The 17,613-nt window shown below is 60.1% G+C and carries 19 protein-coding genes; 11 read left to right on the plus strand and 8 right to left on the minus strand.

What is annotated here, in order from left to right:
* Positions 1 to 23: 23 nt before the first annotated feature.
* Both CFE47_RS13165 and CFE47_RS13170 read right to left on the minus strand, forming a co-directional pair.
* Positions 24 to 1,007 (minus strand): Bug family tripartite tricarboxylate transporter substrate binding protein, encoded by a 984-nt coding sequence (locus CFE47_RS13165; protein WP_286837603.1) that lies wholly within the window; start codon positions 1,005 to 1,007, stop codon positions 24 to 26.
* 34 nt (positions 1,008 to 1,041) lie between these two features.
* Complete coding sequence (locus CFE47_RS13170; protein ID WP_286837605.1) at positions 1,042 to 2,334, minus strand: OprD family porin; 1,293 nt, start codon at positions 2,332 to 2,334, stop codon at positions 1,042 to 1,044.
* A 235-nt stretch (positions 2,335 to 2,569) separates the two neighbouring features.
* Between CFE47_RS13170 and tctD the strand changes: the two genes are divergently transcribed.
* Both tctD and tctE read left to right on the plus strand, forming a co-directional pair.
* Positions 2,570 to 3,241, plus strand: a complete 672-nt coding sequence (gene tctD / locus CFE47_RS13175) for a two-component system response regulator TctD (RefSeq protein WP_010212220.1) — start codon at positions 2,570 to 2,572, stop codon at positions 3,239 to 3,241.
* A complete protein-coding gene (gene tctE, locus CFE47_RS13180) occupies positions 3,234 to 4,619 on the plus strand; it encodes a two-component system sensor histidine kinase TctE (RefSeq protein ID WP_185709455.1) in 1,386 nt (461 codons plus the stop codon). The genes tctD and tctE overlap by 8 nt, the downstream gene beginning before the upstream one ends.
* Here tctE and CFE47_RS13185 read toward each other — a convergent pair whose 3' ends face one another.
* Together CFE47_RS13185 and ygfZ are read right to left on the minus strand one after the other, a co-directional pair.
* Entirely contained in the window at positions 4,620 to 5,441 is an 822-nt protein-coding gene (locus CFE47_RS13185; RefSeq protein ID WP_286837608.1) for an HDOD domain-containing protein, read from the minus strand.
* A 36-nt stretch (positions 5,442 to 5,477) separates the two neighbouring features.
* Positions 5,478 to 6,419 carry a CAF17-like 4Fe-4S cluster assembly/insertion protein YgfZ gene (gene ygfZ, locus CFE47_RS13190; protein ID WP_286837611.1) on the minus strand — a complete coding sequence of 314 codons (942 nt, stop codon included), beginning with the start codon at positions 6,417 to 6,419 and terminating at the stop codon, positions 5,478 to 5,480.
* A gap of 140 nt (positions 6,420 to 6,559) precedes the next feature.
* Here ygfZ and CFE47_RS13195 point away from each other — a divergent pair, with 140 nt between their 5' ends.
* Together CFE47_RS13195 and CFE47_RS13200 are read left to right on the plus strand one after the other, a co-directional pair.
* The gene (locus tag CFE47_RS13195; protein ID WP_014717362.1) at positions 6,560 to 6,814 is read left to right on the plus strand and encodes an FAD assembly factor SdhE; all 255 of its coding nucleotides are present in this window, start codon (positions 6,560 to 6,562) and stop codon (positions 6,812 to 6,814) included.
* The gene (locus tag CFE47_RS13200; protein WP_286837614.1) at positions 6,798 to 7,244 is read left to right on the plus strand and encodes a protein YgfX; all 447 of its coding nucleotides are present in this window, start codon (positions 6,798 to 6,800) and stop codon (positions 7,242 to 7,244) included. The genes CFE47_RS13195 and CFE47_RS13200 overlap by 17 nt, the downstream gene beginning before the upstream one ends.
* Here the strand turns inward: CFE47_RS13200 and nadB are convergent.
* Complete coding sequence (gene nadB / locus CFE47_RS13205; protein ID WP_286837616.1) at positions 7,213 to 8,829, minus strand: L-aspartate oxidase; 1,617 nt, start codon at positions 8,827 to 8,829, stop codon at positions 7,213 to 7,215. The two genes, CFE47_RS13200 and nadB, sit on opposite strands and share 32 nt — an antisense overlap.
* 463 nt (positions 8,830 to 9,292) lie before the next feature.
* On the opposite strand from nadB, the gene rpoE reads away from it, so the two are divergent.
* From rpoE to CFE47_RS13225, 4 genes are all read left to right on the plus strand, one after another.
* Positions 9,293 to 9,874 (plus strand): RNA polymerase sigma factor RpoE/AlgU, encoded by a 582-nt coding sequence (gene rpoE / locus CFE47_RS13210; protein WP_003172477.1) that lies wholly within the window; start codon positions 9,293 to 9,295, stop codon positions 9,872 to 9,874.
* Positions 9,875 to 9,906: 32 nt separating this feature from the next.
* Positions 9,907 to 10,494: a sigma-E factor negative regulatory protein gene (locus CFE47_RS13215; protein ID WP_065882095.1), complete on the plus strand. Its 588-nt coding sequence runs from the start codon at positions 9,907 to 9,909 to the stop codon at positions 10,492 to 10,494.
* 15 nt (positions 10,495 to 10,509) lie between these two features.
* Positions 10,510 to 11,472 carry a MucB/RseB C-terminal domain-containing protein gene (locus CFE47_RS13220; RefSeq protein ID WP_286837618.1) on the plus strand — a complete coding sequence of 321 codons (963 nt, stop codon included), beginning with the start codon at positions 10,510 to 10,512 and terminating at the stop codon, positions 11,470 to 11,472.
* 234 nt (positions 11,473 to 11,706) lie between these two features.
* Positions 11,707 to 13,143 carry a DegQ family serine endoprotease gene (locus tag CFE47_RS13225; RefSeq protein ID WP_286837619.1) on the plus strand — a complete coding sequence of 479 codons (1,437 nt, stop codon included), beginning with the start codon at positions 11,707 to 11,709 and terminating at the stop codon, positions 13,141 to 13,143.
* 69 nt (positions 13,144 to 13,212) lie between these two features.
* Here CFE47_RS13225 and CFE47_RS13230 read toward each other — a convergent pair whose 3' ends face one another.
* The gene (locus CFE47_RS13230; RefSeq protein WP_185709448.1) at positions 13,213 to 14,646 is read right to left on the minus strand and encodes a M48 family metalloprotease; all 1,434 of its coding nucleotides are present in this window, start codon (positions 14,644 to 14,646) and stop codon (positions 13,213 to 13,215) included.
* 95 nt (positions 14,647 to 14,741) lie between these two features.
* Here CFE47_RS13230 and CFE47_RS13235 point away from each other — a divergent pair, with 95 nt between their 5' ends.
* Both CFE47_RS13235 and CFE47_RS13240 read left to right on the plus strand, forming a co-directional pair.
* Complete coding sequence (locus CFE47_RS13235; RefSeq protein WP_010212198.1) at positions 14,742 to 14,981, plus strand: sulfurtransferase TusA family protein; 240 nt, start codon at positions 14,742 to 14,744, stop codon at positions 14,979 to 14,981.
* A 31-nt stretch (positions 14,982 to 15,012) separates the two neighbouring features.
* Positions 15,013 to 16,083: an AI-2E family transporter gene (locus CFE47_RS13240; RefSeq protein ID WP_185709447.1), complete on the plus strand. Its 1,071-nt coding sequence runs from the start codon at positions 15,013 to 15,015 to the stop codon at positions 16,081 to 16,083.
* Between the two features lie 141 nt (positions 16,084 to 16,224).
* Here CFE47_RS13240 and CFE47_RS13245 read toward each other — a convergent pair whose 3' ends face one another.
* Positions 16,225 to 16,698 carry a peroxiredoxin gene (locus CFE47_RS13245; protein ID WP_065928211.1) on the minus strand — a complete coding sequence of 158 codons (474 nt, stop codon included), beginning with the start codon at positions 16,696 to 16,698 and terminating at the stop codon, positions 16,225 to 16,227.
* A 10-nt stretch (positions 16,699 to 16,708) separates the two neighbouring features.
* Positions 16,709 to 17,269, minus strand: a complete 561-nt coding sequence (locus CFE47_RS13250; protein WP_003172487.1) for a glycine cleavage system transcriptional repressor — start codon at positions 17,267 to 17,269, stop codon at positions 16,709 to 16,711.
* Positions 17,270 to 17,542: 273 nt separating this feature from the next.
* Here CFE47_RS13250 and CFE47_RS13255 point away from each other — a divergent pair.
* On the plus strand, positions 17,543 to 17,613 hold a 71-nt coding region (locus CFE47_RS13255; RefSeq protein ID WP_286818977.1), incomplete at its 3' end, for a hypothetical protein.

Genomic DNA, 17,613 nt, shown 5'->3' on the forward strand with positions numbered 1-17,613 from the left:
ATGGCCTTGAGACAGAGGGGCGATTACTGGATCAGGCCAAACTCTTTGGCCAGCACTTTGTAGTCAGCCACTTGTTTCTTCACGTAGGTGTCCAGCTCCGGGCCGGTCATGGCGAACGGGAACAGCTCGCGCTGGTCACGCAGCTTGGCGAACTCTTCGGAAGCCAGCAGTTTGTCGAACGCGTCTTTCCACCAGGCGTAGTCCGCATCGCTGACCTTTGGCCCGAGGTAGAAGCCACGCACCACTGGCCAGACGATGTCGTAGCCTTGCTCTTTGGCGGTCGGAATATTCTTCATTTCCGGCTCGTCCAGGCGCTCCTCGGAGAACACCGCCAGCAGGCGCATATCACCGCTCAAGATGTGCGGCATGGAGTCGGAGATGTCGGTACTGCCCACTTGGATGTGGCCGCCGAGCAGGGCCGTGGCGATTTCGCCGCCGCCTTCCAGCGCCACATAACGCAGTTCGCGCGGGTTGATCCCGGCAGCCTTGGCGATCAGGGCGGTTTGCATCCAGTCCTGGCTGCCGACGGTGCCGCCGGAACCGATTACCACGCTGCCTGGATCTTTCTTCAGGGCTTTGACGAGATCGTCGAGGGTCTTGTAGGGCGAATCCGCTTTCACGGCGATGGCACCGTAGCTGGTGCCGACCGCTGCCAACCAACGTACGGCGCTTTCATCGAAACGACCGAACTTGCCTTGGGCCAGGTTCAACAGCGAACCGCTGGACCAGGCCACCAAGGTGCCCGCATCCGCAGGGCGCTGGGCGACCACGGCGTTGTAGGCCACCGCGCCGACGCCGCCAGGCATGTAGGTCACGCGCATGGGCTTGCTCAGCAACTTCTCGTTGACCAGCGCGCTTTGCGCCAGTTTGCAGGTCAGGTCAAAACCGCCGCCGGGGGAGGCTGGGGCGATGCATTCCGGGCGCTTGGGTTCATCGGCGGCCAGCAGTTGGCAAGCGAACACCATGCAGCCGGCGGCGAGGGCCAATTTACGCAGTGAAAAGCTCATGTTTTATCTCCGTCTTTGTTGTTATGAGTAGCGACTACCACAGTGCGACGCTGTAACTGACCAGCACGCGCATTTCATCCGCATCACGGGCCGAGTAGTTGGAACGGTACGTGGCGTTGCGCAGGCGCACGGCCACATCCTTGAACGTGCCGCTTTGCACCACGTACTTGATCTCGCTGTTGCGTTCCCATTCCTTGCCGGTGTCGCCGTTCTTGAGCTTGATGTTGTCACCCGACAGGTAACGGCTCATGAAGCTCAGGCCGGGAATGCCCAGCTTGGCGAAGTCGTAGTCGTAACGCGCCTGCCAGGAGCGTTCTTCGGCGCCGGCAAAGTCGTTGATCTGCACGAAGTTGACCAGGTACGGGTCGCTGCCATCCACATACGGGAACGCGCTGTCGCCGGACATGTGCTGGTAACCGGCGCTGAGCTTATGGCCATTGAGGGCATAGCTGAACAGGCCATTGAGGGATTTGTTGTCGATTTTGCCGCCACGGGCGGCGCCTGCGTCATCACTGATAGCCAGGCGCAAGTCGGCGGCGAAGGTGCCGGGGCCCATTGGGCGCGCGGCCACCAGGCCGAGGAAGTGCTGGCGGTACACGTCGTCGAGCTGGGCGAAGTGGTAGCTGCCGGTGATCTTGTCGGCGAACTTGTAGTCTGCACCACCGAAGTTGAAGTGCTTGCCGGTGGCGCCACTGACGAAGCGGCTGTTCTTGTTGTTGAGCGCGATGTCCTCATAGTGGGTGACGTCGCGGTCCTTGGCTTTGTCCAGGCGGCCGCCGGTGAACACCAGGTTCTTGAATTCCTTGGAGGTGATCAGGCCGCCATTGAAGGTCTGCGGCAGGATGCGGCCGTCGTTGGGCTTGAGGATCGGCAGTTCGGGGATCAGCGAGCCGATCTTCAACTCGGTGGCCGAGATTTTCACTTTGCCGGTCAGGCCCAGCTTGGAGTATTCGTTGGCGGCGCGGCCATCGTCGTGGGTAGGCAACAGGCCGGTGCCGGTGCGGTCGGGGCTGGAGTCGAGCTTGACCCCAAGCATGCCCAGCGCATCCACGCCAAAGCCGACGGTACCGTCGGTGTAGCCCGATTGCAGGTTGAGCATGAAACCTTGGGCCCACTCGTCGCGCTTGGATTGCTGCGCGCTGGTGCCGTCGCGAAAGTCGCGGTTGAAGTACATGTTGCGGGTTTCCAGGGTCCCGCTGCTGTCTTCAAAGAAGGCGGCCTGGCCAAGCGGCGAAAAGCCGGCAAGGGCTGCGGCACTGGCAAGGGCGGTCTGGGTAAGGCGAGAGGAACGCACAGGCGAGAACGCCTGGGGCTGTGTCGACAGCATCGTTGTGTACTCCGTTATTGTTCTTATTTTGGCGAAAACGCTTCGAGGCGTTTTTCGGGCGCTACGGATCAGGTAGCTCGGCAGGCATGACCCACCGTAGCTGGATGCTAAAGGGCGAAGCTTTCACTAACCTTTCAGTTGCCTTTCAATGTTTTCGGGCTTCACAGGGCAGGCGGCGCCTGTAAACTGCCCGGCAAAGCGTGGCGTCGACCATGCCCGAATGAGGTGGAAATCCATGCGTGTCCTTTTGGTTGAAGACCATTTGCAGCTCGCCGAAAGTGTCGCCCAGGCGCTCAAGAGCACGGGTTTGACCGTGGATGTGCTGCACGACGGCGTGGCTGCGGACCTGGCTCTGAGCAGCGAGGAATACGCAGCGGCAATCCTGGATGTGGGCCTGCCGCGCATGGACGGTTTCGAGGTACTCGCCCGTTTACGCGCCCGTGGAAAAAACCTGCCAGTGCTGATGCTGACGGCGCGCAGTGATGTGAAGGACCGTGTACACGGGCTCAATCTCGGCGCGGACGACTACCTGGCCAAACCCTTTGAACTGACCGAGCTGGAAGCACGGGTCAAGGCGCTGTTGCGCCGTAGCGTGTTGGGCGGAGAGCGCCAACAGGCCTGTGGCGTGCTGGTGTATGACCTCGACACACGCCGCTTCACGGTTGGCGGTGAACTGATGACCTTGACGTCCCGTGAGCAGGCGGTGCTTGAAGCGCTGATTGCGCGCCCGGGCCGTGTAATGAGCAAAGAACAACTCGCCTCGCAGGTGTTCGGGCTTGATGAAGAGGCCAGCCCCGATGCCATCGAAATCTACGTACACCGGCTGCGCAAGAAACTCGACGGCCAACCCATCGCCATCGTGACGTTCCGCGGCCTGGGCTACTTGCTGGAAGCTCGCGATGCATAAGCCCAGCAGCCTGCGCTGGCGGCTGCTGTGGAACCTGGCGCTGTTGTTGGTGCTGTTGATGCTGGCCAGCGGCATGAGTGCCTATTGGAACGGTCGCGAGGCCGCCGACACCGCCTACGACCGCACCTTGCTGGCCTCGGCGCGGACCATTGCCGCCGGTTTGACCCAAGTCGACGGCACCCTCAGCGCCAATGTGCCGTATGTGGCCTTGGATACGTTTGCCTACGACAGTGCCGGACGCATTTATTACCAGGTCAACGATATTGATCAGAAGCTGATCTCGGGCTACGAACACCTGCCTGGTCCACCGCCCGGCACGCCGCGAACCGACGATTATCCTGCGTTGGCGCGCTTCTACGATGCCGTGTACCAGGGGCAACCCGTGCGTGTGGTCAGCCTGCTCAAGGCGGTCTCCGAACCGAACATGAACGGCATGGCGGAAATCCGCGTGGCCGAAACCGATGAAGCGCGGGTCGCCATGGCCCGCAGCTTGATGGCCGATACGTTGTTGCGCTTGGGCATGCTGGCGGTGGGCGCGTTGTTGCTGGTGTGGTTTGCGGTCAGCGCCGCGCTGCGCCCGTTGGAGCGTTTACGCACGGCAGTAGAAGAGCGTCAGCCCGACGACCTGCGTCCGCTGCCGTTGGTGGAAGTGCAGCATGAGTTTGGCCCGCTGGTGCGCTCCCTCAATCACTTCACTGAACGCCTGCGTGGCCAGTTCGAGCGCCAGGCGCAGTTTATTGCCGACGCGGCCCATGAACTGCGCACGCCGCTCGCCGCACTCAAGGCGCGTCTGGAACTGGGCCTGCGCAGCGATGCGCCAGACACCTGGCGCAGTACCCTGGAAACCGCCGCCCAGGGCACCGACCGCTTGACCCACTTGGCCAACCAGTTGCTGTCGCTGGCACGCATCGAAAACGGCGCCCGGGCAATTGCCGAGGGCGGCGCGCAGTTGTTGGACCTCAGCCAATTGGCCCGTGAACTGGGCATGGCCATGGCACCGCTGGCGCACGCGCGCGGTGTGGCGTTGGCGCTTGAAGCCGACGAGCCGGTATGGCTGCGGGGCGAACCGACATTGTTGAATGAGTTGCTGAGCAACCTGGTGGACAACGCCCTGGCGCACACGCCGCCGGGCGGCAACGTGATCCTGCGGGTGACCGCGCCGGCGGTGCTGGAAGTTGAAGATGACGGCCCTGGGATTCCGCAGGAGGAGCGTGACCGCGTGTTCGAACGCTTCTATCGCCGCAGCCAGCAGGGTATGGGGTCGGGCCTGGGGCTGGCGATTGTCGGCGAGATTTGCCGGGCCCATCTGGCGCAGATCAGCCTGCACGATGGCGAGCAGGCGGGGCTGAAAGTGCGGGTGAGTTTTATCGCCGGTTGATCAGTAGAACATCGAGCGGGCTTCATCCAGCTCGGCACGCAGGGCGTCGCTGTAAGGGTCGACTCGCAGCTTCTTGATCGCCGGCAGGCTGGAGACCGATACATGTGCCAGCGGGTGATCGGTGCCGCGATGGCAATACAGCACGGCGATCTGCACCAGGTCGATGTAGTCGAGGCTGGCTGAGTCCCGTTCCAGGTTCAGGTATTGACCCGGCAGCTTGGCGAGCATTTCGGGGAAGTCCCAGCCATGCAGCAATTTATCCCCCAGCAACGGGTGGATACTGTCGATCACGTGGTTGAGGCTGACCGGGTCCGAGAGCAACTCGTAGTGGTCTTCGGCATAGGTGAGGATCGGCAACACGCCGATCTGGTGCACCAGGCCGCCCAGCGCCGCCTGGTCTGGCTTGAGCTGGCTGTGGCTACGGCACAAGGCGTAGCTCACGCCCGCTACTTCCAGGCTTCGACGCCACACTTCGCGCATTTTCAGTTCGACCGCTTCGGAGCGGGCGTGGAAGATTTGCTCCATCACCAGGCCGATGGCCAGGTTGCTGCTGTAGTTGGTGCCCAGCCGGGTGATGGCGGTGTGCAGGTCGGTGACTTCCTGGGTCGCGCGTAGCAAAGGGCTGTTGACCACTTTGATCAGGCGCGCCGACAGCGCGGTATCGCGACCGATCACCTTGCTCAAATGGCTGATGCTGATCTCCGGGTCTTCGGCGGCCTGACGAATTTTCAGGGCCACTTCCGGTAAAGTCGGCAGAACCAGGTCATCGTTGCCGATGGCCGTAACCAAAGCCTGTTGGACTTTTTCCGCCAGCTTGTTCATTCATGATCTCTAGGGTGTTGCAAAAAAGTACGGCGATTAACGCTGGATCTCTCGATCACGGTCGAGTGTGTAAGGCAGGTCAAGCAGGTGCAAGGCGGGGCCTTCCAGTGTGCCTAAGTGCACATCGCCACTGTCGGCTGCTTCGGCTTGCAACACCGCCAGAAGTTCAATGGACTGGTCGGCTTTTGCCGCTAGCACCACTTCGCCGATCGAACTGTTGTGGCTGGGTGAAAACAGCGGAGTGCCTGGCTCGGGCGTTTCAGCCGCATCAAGGCTCAAGCGATAAAGGCGACGCTTGAGTTTGCCCAGGTACTGCATGCGCGCGACGATTTCCTGGCCGGTGTAGCAGCCTTTCTTGAAGCTCACGCCGCCGATGGCTTGCAGGTTGAGCATTTGCGGGATGAACAATTCGCGGGTTTGCGGCATGACCTGGCCGATGCCGGCGCGGACCTGGCCGAGCAACCATTCATTCAGATCGCCTTCTTTCAATGCCGCCGTCAATTGGCTGCGTACGGTTTGGGCGTGTTCTGCGGGCACCCAAAGTTCGGCGCGGCCAGGAGATACGCGGATGGCAATGGATGTGTCGGTACGTACGACGCTGTCGGTTTCGGGCGGCAGCTCAAGGCCTAGGCTGGCCAAGGCCTGATCTGCGTTCACCAGGCCGAAACGCGCCCAACCGGCGCTTTCGTCGGTGAGCTTGGATTTGGAAAACACTGCGTATTTTTTCAAGTCTGCCAACTGCGGTTCCAGCAGCTCGCTGGCCATGGCCAGCAACACGCCGTCACCTTGCAGCAAGATACGAAAGCTCGACTGCATGCGGCCTTTTTGTGTACAGCGCGCGCCGAGGCTGGCCTGCGTCTCGCTCAGGTAGTTAAGGTTGCAGGTCAGTTGCCCTTGCAGGAACTTGGCAGCGTCGGCGCCGCGGACGGCGAGAACGCCTTCGTGGGACAGGGGGCAGAAGAAAGCAGAGTCAGCCATGGGTCATCGCAGGTCAAAAAGTCATGGGTGCATCATAGAGGGGCGCCCGGCAAATGGATAGTTTCCGTATGGGGCGACCAAAGCCGAGTGTTCGGGTGCCGTCGGGCCTGTATACTTGCCGCCTATTTGAGGAGCGCTCCATGGTCGAAGATGTAGAAATCAATCGTCTCTACTGGCACAGCCGCCGCGGCATGCTTGAGCTGGACGTGTTGCTGGTGCCTTTCACCAAAGAGGTGTACGCGACCCTCAACCAGGTAGATCGCGACCTCTACGTCAGGCTGCTGACTTGCGAAGACCAGGACATGTTCGGCTGGTTCATGGAGCGCGCCGAATCTGAAGACCCTGAGCTGCAGCGCATGGTTCGGATGATCCTGGATCGTGTCCAGCCCAAGTAATTCGTTCGAATGCCGCTGGCAGGCCTCACGGTTGTTGCTGGCGGCGTATCTCCTTGCCCAACTGTTGGCGTTGGGTGCGCTGTTGTCGCTTGACCTGCCTTATTCAAGCCTCGGAATGCTGGTGTGCCTGGCGCACGCTGCCTGGGTCTTGCCGCGTCATCTGTTACTGACTCACCGTTCGTCGATTCGTGGCTTGCGTCGCGATGAAGATGGCTGGCAATTGTTCAGTGACGAGCGGGGCTGGCACGCCGTGCAGTTGCGTCCCGATAGCCTGGCATTGCCACTTATTGTGGTCTTGCGCTATCGGTTGCCGGGTGAATGGCGGGTGCGTTCGGTGTGTGTGCCGAAGGACTCGCAGGTCGCCGATGTGCATCGACGCCTGCGGGTACGCTTGAAGTTCAGCCGCCGTAGGTGGTTGGCACCAGAATAGTGTCGCGGGCATCTGGCAGCATCTCGGGGTAGTCGAGGGTGTAATGCAGGCCTCGGCTTTCCTTGCGCTCCATGGCTGAGCGAATCATCAGCTCGGCCACTTGGGCCAGGTTGCGCAACTCGATCAAATCGCGGCTGACTTTGTAGTTGCTGTAGAACTCATCGATCTCATCCAGCAGCATGCGCACACGGTGCTGAGCCCGTTGCAGGCGCTTGGTAGTACGCACGATCCCCACGTAGTCCCACATGAAGCGCCGCAGCTCATCCCAGTTGTGGGCGATGATCACGTCTTCGTCCGAATCGGTCACCTGGCTGGCATCCCAGCGGGGCAGGGCGGCGGGTACGGGAATGTGCGGCAGTTGGCCAAGAATGTCCTCGGCCGCCGAGCGCGCATAAACGAAACATTCGAGCAGCGAGTTGCTGGCCATGCGGTTGGCACCATGCAGGCCGGTGAAGCTGGTTTCGCCAATTGCATACAGGCCGGGCACGTCTGTGCGGCCGTGTCGGTCGACCATCACGCCGCCGCAGGTGTAGTGGGCGGCCGGTACCACCGGGATAGGGCCCTTGGTGATGTCGATGTTGAACGCCAGGCAGCGCTCGTAGACGGTCGGGAAGTGCGTCTTGATGAAGGCTTCGGGCTTGTGGCTGATGTCCAGGTAGACGCAGTCGATGCCCAGGCGCTTCATTTCATGGTCGATGGCGCGGGCGACGATGTCACGCGGGGCCAGTTCGGCGCGCGGGTCGAAGCGCTGCATGAAGCGTTCGCCATTGGGCAGCTTCAGGTGTGCGCCTTCGCCGCGTAGCGCTTCGGTAATCAGGAAGCTCTTGGCCTGCGGGTGATACAGGCAGGTGGGATGGAACTGGTTGAATTCCAGGTTGGCCACCCGGCAGCCCGAGCGCCAAGCCATGGCGATGCCGTCGCCGCAGGCTCCGTCGGGGTTGCTGGTATAAAGGTAGACCTTGGCCGCGCCGCCCGACGCCAGGATAGTGAAGCGTGCGCCGTAGGTGTCCACTTCGCCGCTCGCGCGGTTGAGCACGTAGGCGCCGAGGCAACGCTCGCCCTCAAGGCCCAGGCGTTTTTCGGTGATCAGGTCGACGGCAACGCGTTGCTCCAGCAATTCGATGTTGGGGCGTTGGCGGGCTTGGTCGAGCAGGGTCTTGAAGATTGCGGCGCCAGTGGCGTCGGCGGCGTGGATGATGCGGCGGTGGCTGTGGCCGCCTTCGCGGGTCAAATGGAATTCGAAGCCGCCGTCGTCGTTGCCCGCGTGTTCATCTCGGGTGAAGGGGACGCCCTGGTCAATCAGCCATTGAATTGCCTCGCGGCTGTGCTCGACGGTGAAGCGCACCGCGTCTTCGTTGCACAGGCCGCCGCCGGCATTGAGGGTGTCTTCGACGTGAGACTGCACCGTATCGGTGTCGTCCAGCACGGCAGCGACGCCGCCTTGGGCCCAGAATGTCGAGCCGTTGGCGAGGTCGCCTTTGCTCAATACTGCAATTCGCAGGTGGCTAGGGAGGGTCAGTGCAAGGCTCAAGCCCGCCGCGCCGCTACCAATCACCAAGACATCGTGTTGAAACTGTTGGCTCATTTGAGGGATTCCGCAAAAAGCGATCCGAAGAGGTGGCGCAAACAGGACGCCTGGATCGGCGAATCAAAGGGTCACACGGGCTACTAGTATATAGAGGGGGGGAGCGGCACAATAGCCGGGCATTCGTGGCAATGTGAGATTACGGTGCACGGCTGGGGTAAAATCGGCCGGTTGTTGAGGCGGGAACTTTTTGCATAGGCCCCGACTCAATAGCAGGTTGCCCGAAAGCTGGGAAAACGTTGAGTTTATTGGCCCGTCGGGAGCATTGGACGCGTCAGAAAACCGGCGACAAGATTATTCGCGCAGCCGGCGTTGCCCGCGCTGCGTTTTTCGTGTGTGCCAAATCAGTGCGTGCCGGAAACTTGCTTGAAGGGGGAGAACTTTTGCGAAAAGACCGAGTCTATGTTTGCAAGCCTGATCGTTTAGTTATGCAAGCCTCCTTCAAGTACAACGAGGAGTGTTCATGCTAACCCAGGAAGAGGATCAGCAGCTGGTCGAGCGCGTTCAACGCGGCGACAAGCGAGCTTTTGATCTGCTAGTGCTGAAATACCAGCACAAAATTCTCGGGTTGATCGTGCGTTTTGTGCACGACACCCATGAAGCGCAGGACGTTGCACAGGAAGCCTTTATCAAGGCCTACCGTGCACTAGGCAACTTTCGCGGTGATAGTGCGTTTTACACGTGGCTATATCGCATCGCCATTAACACGGCGAAGAACTATCTGGTGTCTCGCGGACGCCGCCCGCCAGATAGCGATGTAAGTTCAGAAGATGCAGAATTTTACGATGGTGATCACGGCCTCAAAGATCTCGAGTCGCCGGAGCGTGCATTGCTGCGCGACGAGATCGAAGGAACCGTTCATCGCACAATTCAGCAACTGCCAGAAGATTTACGTACGGCGTTAACTTTACGTGAATTCGATGGTCTGAGTTACGAAGACATTGCGAGCGTCATGCAGTGTCCGGTGGGGACTGTAAGGTCACGGATTTTCCGGGCCCGGGAAGCCATCGATAAAGCCTTGCAACCGTTGTTGCAGGAAAACTAAAGACAGCGGCGACAGCCAAGAGAGGAACCGCCATGAGTCGTGATGCCCTGCAGGAATCGCTGTCCGCAGTGATGGATAACGAAGCGGATGAACTGGAACTTCGTCGAGTGCTCAATGCATTTGATGATGCCGAAACCCGTGATACCTGGTCTCGTTACCAAGTCGCTCGGGCGGTGATGCACAAGGATCTTCTAATCCCTCGTCTGGATATTGCTGCGGCCGTTTCTGCTGCGCTGGCTGATGAAGCCGTTCCGGCAAAAGCTGCACGTGGTCCATGGCGTAGCCTGGGTCGCTTGGCAGTTGCTGCCTCGGTGACTGTTGCAGTGTTGGCCGGTGTTCGCCTGTACAACCAGGATGAAATCGCTGGTGCCGAACTGGCCCAACAGACCCAACAGCCGGTGATGGCTGGACCTCAGGTCAAAGGCCCAGCGGTATTGGCCGGCTACAAGGAAAGTTCTGACAGCACCGGCCCGATGGCCAATGGTGTACTGCAAGGGCAATCCGGTTGGCAGGACCAGCGTCTTCCAGGCTACCTGCGCCAGCACGCACAGGAATCAGCTCTGAAAGGTACTGAAAGTGCTCTGCCTTATGCTCGTGCCGCAAGCCTGGAAAACCGCTGATACGTAAGGAGCTCTATGCGCGCCATACCGCTCCTTACGCTTTTGCTCAGTGGTTGGTTTGCACTACCCGCCCACGCCGATGAAGCCCAAGACTGGCTGACTCGACTTGGGCGTGCAAAGCAACAGCAAAGCTTTCAAGGTACGTTCGTCTACGAACGTAACGGCAGTTTTTCTACCCATGACATCTGGCATCGCGTCCAGGATGGCCAGGTTCGCGAGCGGCTTTTGCAGCTCGACGGTTCGGCCCAGGAAGTCGTGCGGGTAGATGGTCATACTCAATGCGTCAGCGGCACCCTCGTCGCCGGCCTTGGCAATTCCCGTGATGCACCGTCACGTGCGCTGGACCCGCAAAAACTCAATGAATTCTATGAACTGGCCGTCATCGGCAAATCCCGCGTGGCCGGTCGTAATGCGGTGATCGTGTCGATCACCCCGCGTGATCAATACCGCTATGGTTTTGAATTGCATCTGGATCGCGAAACTGCTTTGCCACTCAAATCACTGTTGCTTAATGATCAAGGGCAACTGCTGGAGCGTTTCCAGTTCACGCGTTTGAATACTTCAGCCGCGCCGGATGACCGTGACTTGCAGCCCAGCAGCGAATGCACGCCTATTGCTGCCGTCAAGAGCGGCGCGCTGGAAGTGGCGTCTACCGAGACTTGGCATCTGGAGTGGCTGCCGCCCGGTTTTCAACTGACCAATACCAGCGCTCGTCAGGATACCCAGACGAAAGCTACGGTCGACAGCCTGATGTATGAAGACGGGCTGGCGCGTTTCTCGGTATTCCTTGAGCCGATCAGCGATGCGAGCGTTACGGAAACCCGTACCCAATTGGGCCCCACGGTTGCCGTGTCCCGCCGCCTGAATACGGTGGACGGCGAAATGATGGTCACGGTCGTCGGTGAAATCCCTATCGGTACCGCAGAGCGCATCGCGCTCTCGGTGCGCGGTGAAAAAAAGCCAGCCGCCAAACCTTGAGCCGTTAATCCTATGTTCATCCTGACCTTTCACTGTACGTTCACGCCAGGTTGGCTGCCGAGAGCATGAAATGTCCGGATCAGCATTTTCACTTGCAAAAATCCCCCATGTTTTTTATAGGTCAGGGCTTGTCGGCTCTGGCCTTGTTTTGTTCGCGGAACAAAGATGTCGGTCGCAGTTTTCGGCGTTTCTTGAACCCTGTCGCTCAACCCTGCTCGTCGTAACGGGAGCTGTATGTCGATACCACGTTTGAAGTCTTACCTATCCATAGTCGCCACGGTATTGGTGCTGGGCCAGTCCTTGTCTGCGCAAGCGGCCGAGCTACCTGACTTTACCCAACTGGTCGAGCAGGCCTCGCCGGCCGTGGTGAACATCAGTACCACGCAGAAACTGCCGGACCGCAAGGTTTCCAACCAACAGATGCCCGACCTCGAAGGCCTGCCACCGATGCTGCGCGAGTTCTTCGAGCGCGGCATGCCGCAGCAGCGCTCCCCGCGTGGCGGTGGTGGCCAGCGTGAGGCTCAGTCCCTGGGTTCGGGCTTCATCATTTCGCCGGATGGCTACATCCTCACCAACAACCATGTGATTGCCGATGCCGACGAGATTCTCGTACGCCTGGCTGATCGCAGTGAGCTGAAAGCCAAGCTGGTCGGCACTGACCCACGTTCCGACGTGGCGTTGTTGAAAATCGATGGTAAAGACCTGCCAGTGCTGAAACTGGGCAAATCCCAGGACCTGAAAGCCGGCCAGTGGGTTGTCGCCATTGGTTCGCCGTTTGGCTTTGACCACACCGTCACCCAAGGTATCGTCAGCGCGATCGGCCGCAGTCTGCCGAACGAAAACTACGTGCCGTTCATCCAGACCGACGTGCCGATCAACCCGGGCAACTCCGGCGGTCCGCTGTTCAACCTGGCGGGCGAAGTTGTGGGGATCAACTCGCAGATCTATACGCGCTCCGGTGGTTTCATGGGCGTGTCGTTCGCGATCCCGATCGACGTGGCCATGGACGTTTCCAACCAGCTGAAAAGTGGTGGCAAGGTTAGTCGCGGCTGGTTGGGCGTTGTCATTCAGGAAGTAAACAAAGACCTGGCTGAGTCCTTCGGTCTCGACAAGCCGGCCGGAGCCCTGGTCGCGCAAATTCAGGACGATGGTCCGGCTGCCAAAGGTGGCCTGCAAGTCGGCGACGTGATCCTGAGTATGAATGGCCAGCCAATCGTCATGTCGGCGGACCTGCCGCACCTGGTCGGCGCACTCAAGGCTGGCAGCAAGGCCAAGCTGGAAGTGATCCGTGAAGGCAAGCGTCAGACTGTTGAGCTGACCGTTGGCGCGATCCCTGAAGAGGGCGCGACGCTGGATGCCTTGGGTAACGCCAAGCCAGGTGCCGAGCGCAGCAGCAACCGCCTGGGCATTGCCGTGGTTGAGCTGACCGATGAGCAGAAGAAGAGCTTCGACCTCAAGAGCGGCGTGGTGATCAAGGAAGTGCAAGACGGTCCTGCGGCCCTGATCGGCTTGCAGCCAGGCGACGTGATCACCCACCTGAACAACCAGGCGATCAACTCCACCAAGGAATTCACCGACATCGCCAAAGCGTTGCCGAAGAATCGCTCGGTGTCGATGCGCGTGTTGCGTCAAGGTCGTGCCAGCTTCATCACCTTTAAGCTGGCCGAGTAATCCGCTAGCCCAATAGAAAAAGCCCCGCCTTCGTTAAACGAAGGTGGGGCTTTTTTGTGGGTGATGGCTTTAGCTCATCATCCCTTTCACCAGGCGTTCCTGTTCGATCAGTTCACGCTGCCGAGCGTCAATACGCGACGACAGTGGGAAGTTGCTGCCAGCTCGGCGCTTGGCAAAGTCCAGCTGTTGGATGGCCTGCTGGAAGTCGCCCACCAAGGCGAAATATTCGGCACGGGCTTGATGCAGGCCGATGATGTTGCCGGACAAACCGCGCGTCTCGGCGACCTGGTACCACACGTCAGGATCATCCGGGCGAGATTTGAGCAGCGCGTCCAAAGCCTTTTCTGCATCGGCAGTGCGGTTCTGCTTGAGCAGCAGGTCTACACGCACCTGGTTCAGCGGATAGTTGCCGGGGTACTGGGTGAGCATCTTGTCGGTGCGCTGCTGGGCGTCGGGCAAGCGGTTGTTATCGATGTCCAGTTGGATCTGCGCGAGGTTATAGGTGATGTCCGTGGGCGCCTTGGCCAGGAGAGGCGCGAGGTTTTCACGTGCCTCCTTGAATTGGGAGCCTTTGATCTGGGCGATTGCCAGCCCATAGCGCGCCACGTCGTTTTTTGGGTTTTCGTCCAGTTGCGCCTGGAAGCGCTTGGCGGCGAGGCCAGGGGTGTCTTCGTATTGCAACTGCACCCGCGCGCGAATCAGTTGATAGCGCAAGCTGTCTTCCTTGCCGCCTGGCTTGGCTTGTTCGGCGCGGTTACGAGTGTCGGCGATCCGTGATTCGGTGACCGGGTGCGTCAGCAGGAATTCCGGTGGCTTGGCGTCAAAGCGGTATTGACGCATCAGGCGTTCAAACATGGTCGGCATTGAACGCGGGTCGTAGCCGGCTTTTTCCAGATTAAGGATGCCGATACGGTCAGCTTCCTGTTCGTTCTGGCGAGAGAAACGGCGCTGTTCCTGGATCGCCGCCGCCTGGGTGCCGGCAATCGCGGCAATACCGGCATCACCTGCACCTGCCGCTGCAGCAATGATGCCGCCGAGTAGGGCTGCCATCATCGGGATCTGCATGCGCTGTTGCGCTTCCACACCACGGGCGAAGTGGCGTTGAGACAAGTGCGCCAATTCGTGGGCCAGTACCGATGCGTACTCGCCTTCTGTCTGCGCGTTGAGGAACAGTCCGCCGTTGACCCCGACAATCCCGCCAGGCGCAGCAAAGGCGTTCAGTTGCGGGCTGTTGATCAGGATGAACTCCAGGCGCCGGTCATTGACCTGGCTGGTCTCCACCAGCTTGTACACGCTGGTTTCAACGTAATCCTTGAGCTGCGGGTCGTTGAGCTGCGAGACCTGGCCCCGCAAGTAGGCCAGCCATGCGCGGCCCAGTTGGTATTCCTGTTGTGGCGAGACAATGGCAGAACTGGCGTCGCCAAGTGACGGCAGGTCGTCAGCGAAGCCTGGGGAGGCCAGCAGGCAAGCCAGCGTCAGCAGGGTAGGGCGCAAAAAAGTCATGCACAGAGCCTTTCGACAAAGAGCTTACTGTAGCCGGACACTGAGCTTCGGACCAGATATTCTAAGCAGCCCAAACGCTTGCCCGGAGTAAAACCATGACCGACGCTGTAGCCTTCGATGCCGAACTTGACGCCAGCGGCCTCAATTGCCCGTTGCCGTTGCTCAAGGCCAAGCTGGAGCTCAATCGTCTGGCCAGTGGCGCAGTGCTCAAGGTCATCGCCACGGATGCAGGTTCCCAGCGGGATTTCCGAACCTTTGCCAAGTTGGCCGGGCATACTCTGTTGCACGAAGAAGACGCCGCCGGTGTGTACCGTTACTGGTTGCGCAAGGCCTGAACCGTTTGCCCCCACCACCCGAGGTTGATTGATGTTCAAAGTGTTACGAGACTGGATCCAGCGCTACTTCTCCGACGAAGAAGCTGTGGTGCTGGCGGTCCTGCTGTTTCTGGCCTTCACGGCCGTTCTTACCTTGGGTGGCATGCTGGCGCCGGTGCTGGCGGGGATGGTGCTGGCTTACCTGATGCAAGGGCTGGTCACGACCCTTGAGCGTTTGCGTCTGCCGGGTGGGGCGGCGGTGGGGTTGGTGTTCGCCTTGTTCATGGGGTTGCTGGTGCTGTTCATCGTGGTGGTGTTGCCGTTGTTGTGGCACCAACTGATCACGCTGTTCAACGAGTTGCCCGGCATGCTCGCCAAGTGGCAGTCGTTGTTGCTGTTGTTACCGGAGCGTTACCCCCACCTGGTGTCGGATGAGCAAGTGTTGCAAGCCATTGAAGTGGCGCGCGGTGAGATAGGAAAGTTCGGGCAATGGGCGCTGACCTTTTCCCTGTCCAGCCTTCCGCTGTTGGTCAACATCATGATCTACCTGGTGCTAGTACCAATTCTGGTGTTCTTCTTCCTCAAGGACCGCGCCATGATTGGCCGCTGGGTACGTGGGTACCTGCCGCGTGAACGGGCGTTGATTACTCGGGTGGCTGAGGAGATGAACCGGCAGATCGCGAACTACATCCGTGGCAAGGTCATCGAGATCATCATCTGCGGCGGCGTTACCTACATTGCCTTTGTTGCCCTGGACCTGAACTATGCGGCCCTGCTCGCCTTGTTGGTGGGCCTGTCGGTAGTGGTGCCGTACGTAGGTGCAGTGGTGGTGACGGTGCCGGTGATGTTGATCGCGCTGTTCCAATGGGGCTGGAGCGACCAGTTCATCTACCTGATGGCGGTGTACGGCATCATCCAGACCCTGGATGGCAACGTACTGGTACCGCTGCTGTTCTCGGAGGCGGTTAACCTGCACCCAGTGGCGATCATCTGTGCAGTGTTGTTGTTCGGCGGGCTGTGGGGATTCTGGGGAGTGTTCTTTGCGATCCCCCTGGCGACGCTGTTCAAGGCCGTGCTGGATGCGTGGCCGCGGCAGGAACCGGTGGTCGCGCCATTGTTGTAGTGAGCGGGCTTGCCCCGCGCTGGGGGTGGCGAAGCCGCCCTAAATCCAGGCGCCTCGGTCCTTCTGATACACCGGGGCGCTCTTATTGGGGCGGCTTCGCCACCCAGCGCGGGGCAAGCCCGCTCACTACATGACCGCGTGTCAGGCTTTGTTCAATGCCTGCGCTGCCGCCAGAACGGCATCCACGTGGCCTGGCACTTTCACACCACGCCATTCCTGACGCAGTACGCCGTCCTTGTCGATCAGGAACGTGCTGCGATCCACGCCCAGGTATTCCTTGCCGTACAGCTTCTTCAGCTTGATCACGTCAAACAGCTGGCAGACCGCCTCATCCTTGTCGCTGATCAGTTCGAAAGGGAATTCCTGCTTGCCCTTGAAGTTCTCATGAGACTTCACGCTGTCGCGCGACACGCCAAACACCTCGGTGTTGGCGGCCTTGAACGCTGCGTACTGATCACGAAAGCCCTGGCCTTCGGTGGTGCAGCCCGGCGTGCTGTCCTTCGGATAGAAGTAGATCACCACTTGCTTGCCCTTGAGGGCGGCGAGGCTGAAGGTCTGGCCGCTGGTGGCCTGGGCTTCGAAATCGGCTACGGGTTTGTCGATGACAACTGCCATGGGGTCTTCCTTACATCGGGTTCTGTGGGCGCCAAGGCTCGATCAGGGCGTCGAGGTTCAAGGCATCGGCAAAGTCCAGGAACTGGTCACGCAGCCAACTGATCTGCACGCCGGCCGGCAAGGTCACGGTGAACGTGGCATTGAGCATGGTGCCGCCAGTCTGCGGGGCCTGGTAGGTGTCGCAGGTCAGGTTCTCCAGTTCGACGTTATGGTCGATGAAGAACTGGCACAACTCGTTGACGATGTCCGAACGGTAAGCCGAGCTGACATAAGCTACATAGGGCAGTGCCTGCGGACGATTTTCCAAGGCGGCGCTGCGTACCACGTTGACGGTGAAGTCATGCTTCTTGGCCAGGCCCGGCAGGCCGGTTTCCAGGCGCGCCAGGGCGTCCCAGGTGCCGGAGATTTGCAGCACCAGCGCACTGCACTCGCCGTGGCGGGTCAGGCGGGAGGTCACGACGGCGCAGCGGTTTTCATGGCTGGCGCGGCACAGGACGTTGGTCAGCTCCATGGGGTTGGCGCCGAGGGCACTGATAACAAGGAATTGTTCGCGAACTGTGGGGGTGGACATGCAGCCTTCCTAAAGCGATGAGCGGTCGATACGTTGAGGGCTGTATCGATCAAAGCATGAAGGGTAGCGAAAAGCGCCGCCAAGGGATAGGAGGTGGCGTTTTCATTGCGTGATCGGCTTGATTGGGTCGTGCTAAAACCCCGGCTTTGGCCCAATGATGGCATTGCCCGTCGTTTAGTTGCGCCAGAACGCGTCCTCACGCGGTACTTCGCTTGTGCAAGCATCTTGGCGCCAGTACCATTACGGCTCTCTTTTTCCGGCAGGAGCGGTTGCATGATTGCGGGCAGTATGGTGGCACTGGTCACACCCATGGATGCACAAGGTCATCTCGACTGGGACAGCCT

The organism is Pseudomonas sp. PGPPP1, assembly GCF_002255865.1.
Lineage (GTDB): Bacteria > Pseudomonadota > Gammaproteobacteria > Pseudomonadales > Pseudomonadaceae > Aquipseudomonas > Aquipseudomonas cremoris.

Coding starts and splice junctions, on each gene's coding strand:
- CFE47_RS13165 (WP_286837603.1), bottom strand. CDS start 1,007: ATGAGCTTTTCACTGCGTAAATTGGCCCTCGCCGCCGGCTGCATGGTG.
- CFE47_RS13170 (WP_286837605.1), bottom strand. CDS start 2,334: ATGCTGTCGACACAGCCCCAGGCGTTCTCGCCTGTGCGTTCCTCTCGC.
- tctD (WP_010212220.1), top strand. CDS start 2,570: ATGCGTGTCCTTTTGGTTGAAGACCATTTGCAGCTCGCCGAAAGTGTC.
- tctE (WP_185709455.1), top strand. CDS start 3,234: ATGCATAAGCCCAGCAGCCTGCGCTGGCGGCTGCTGTGGAACCTGGCG.
- CFE47_RS13185 (WP_286837608.1), bottom strand. CDS start 5,441: ATGAACAAGCTGGCGGAAAAAGTCCAACAGGCTTTGGTTACGGCCATC.
- ygfZ (WP_286837611.1), bottom strand. CDS start 6,419: ATGGCTGACTCTGCTTTCTTCTGCCCCCTGTCCCACGAAGGCGTTCTC.
- CFE47_RS13195 (WP_014717362.1), top strand. CDS start 6,560: ATGGTCGAAGATGTAGAAATCAATCGTCTCTACTGGCACAGCCGCCGC.
- nadB (WP_286837616.1), bottom strand. CDS start 8,829: ATGAGCCAACAGTTTCAACACGATGTCTTGGTGATTGGTAGCGGCGCG.
- rpoE (WP_003172477.1), top strand. CDS start 9,293: ATGCTAACCCAGGAAGAGGATCAGCAGCTGGTCGAGCGCGTTCAACGC.
- CFE47_RS13215 (WP_065882095.1), top strand. CDS start 9,907: ATGAGTCGTGATGCCCTGCAGGAATCGCTGTCCGCAGTGATGGATAAC.
- CFE47_RS13220 (WP_286837618.1), top strand. CDS start 10,510: ATGCGCGCCATACCGCTCCTTACGCTTTTGCTCAGTGGTTGGTTTGCA.
- CFE47_RS13225 (WP_286837619.1), top strand. CDS start 11,707: ATGTCGATACCACGTTTGAAGTCTTACCTATCCATAGTCGCCACGGTA.
- CFE47_RS13230 (WP_185709448.1), bottom strand. CDS start 14,646: ATGACTTTTTTGCGCCCTACCCTGCTGACGCTGGCTTGCCTGCTGGCC.
- CFE47_RS13235 (WP_010212198.1), top strand. CDS start 14,742: ATGACCGACGCTGTAGCCTTCGATGCCGAACTTGACGCCAGCGGCCTC.
- CFE47_RS13240 (WP_185709447.1), top strand. CDS start 15,013: ATGTTCAAAGTGTTACGAGACTGGATCCAGCGCTACTTCTCCGACGAA.
- CFE47_RS13245 (WP_065928211.1), bottom strand. CDS start 16,698: ATGGCAGTTGTCATCGACAAACCCGTAGCCGATTTCGAAGCCCAGGCC.
- CFE47_RS13250 (WP_003172487.1), bottom strand. CDS start 17,269: ATGTCCACCCCCACAGTTCGCGAACAATTCCTTGTTATCAGTGCCCTC.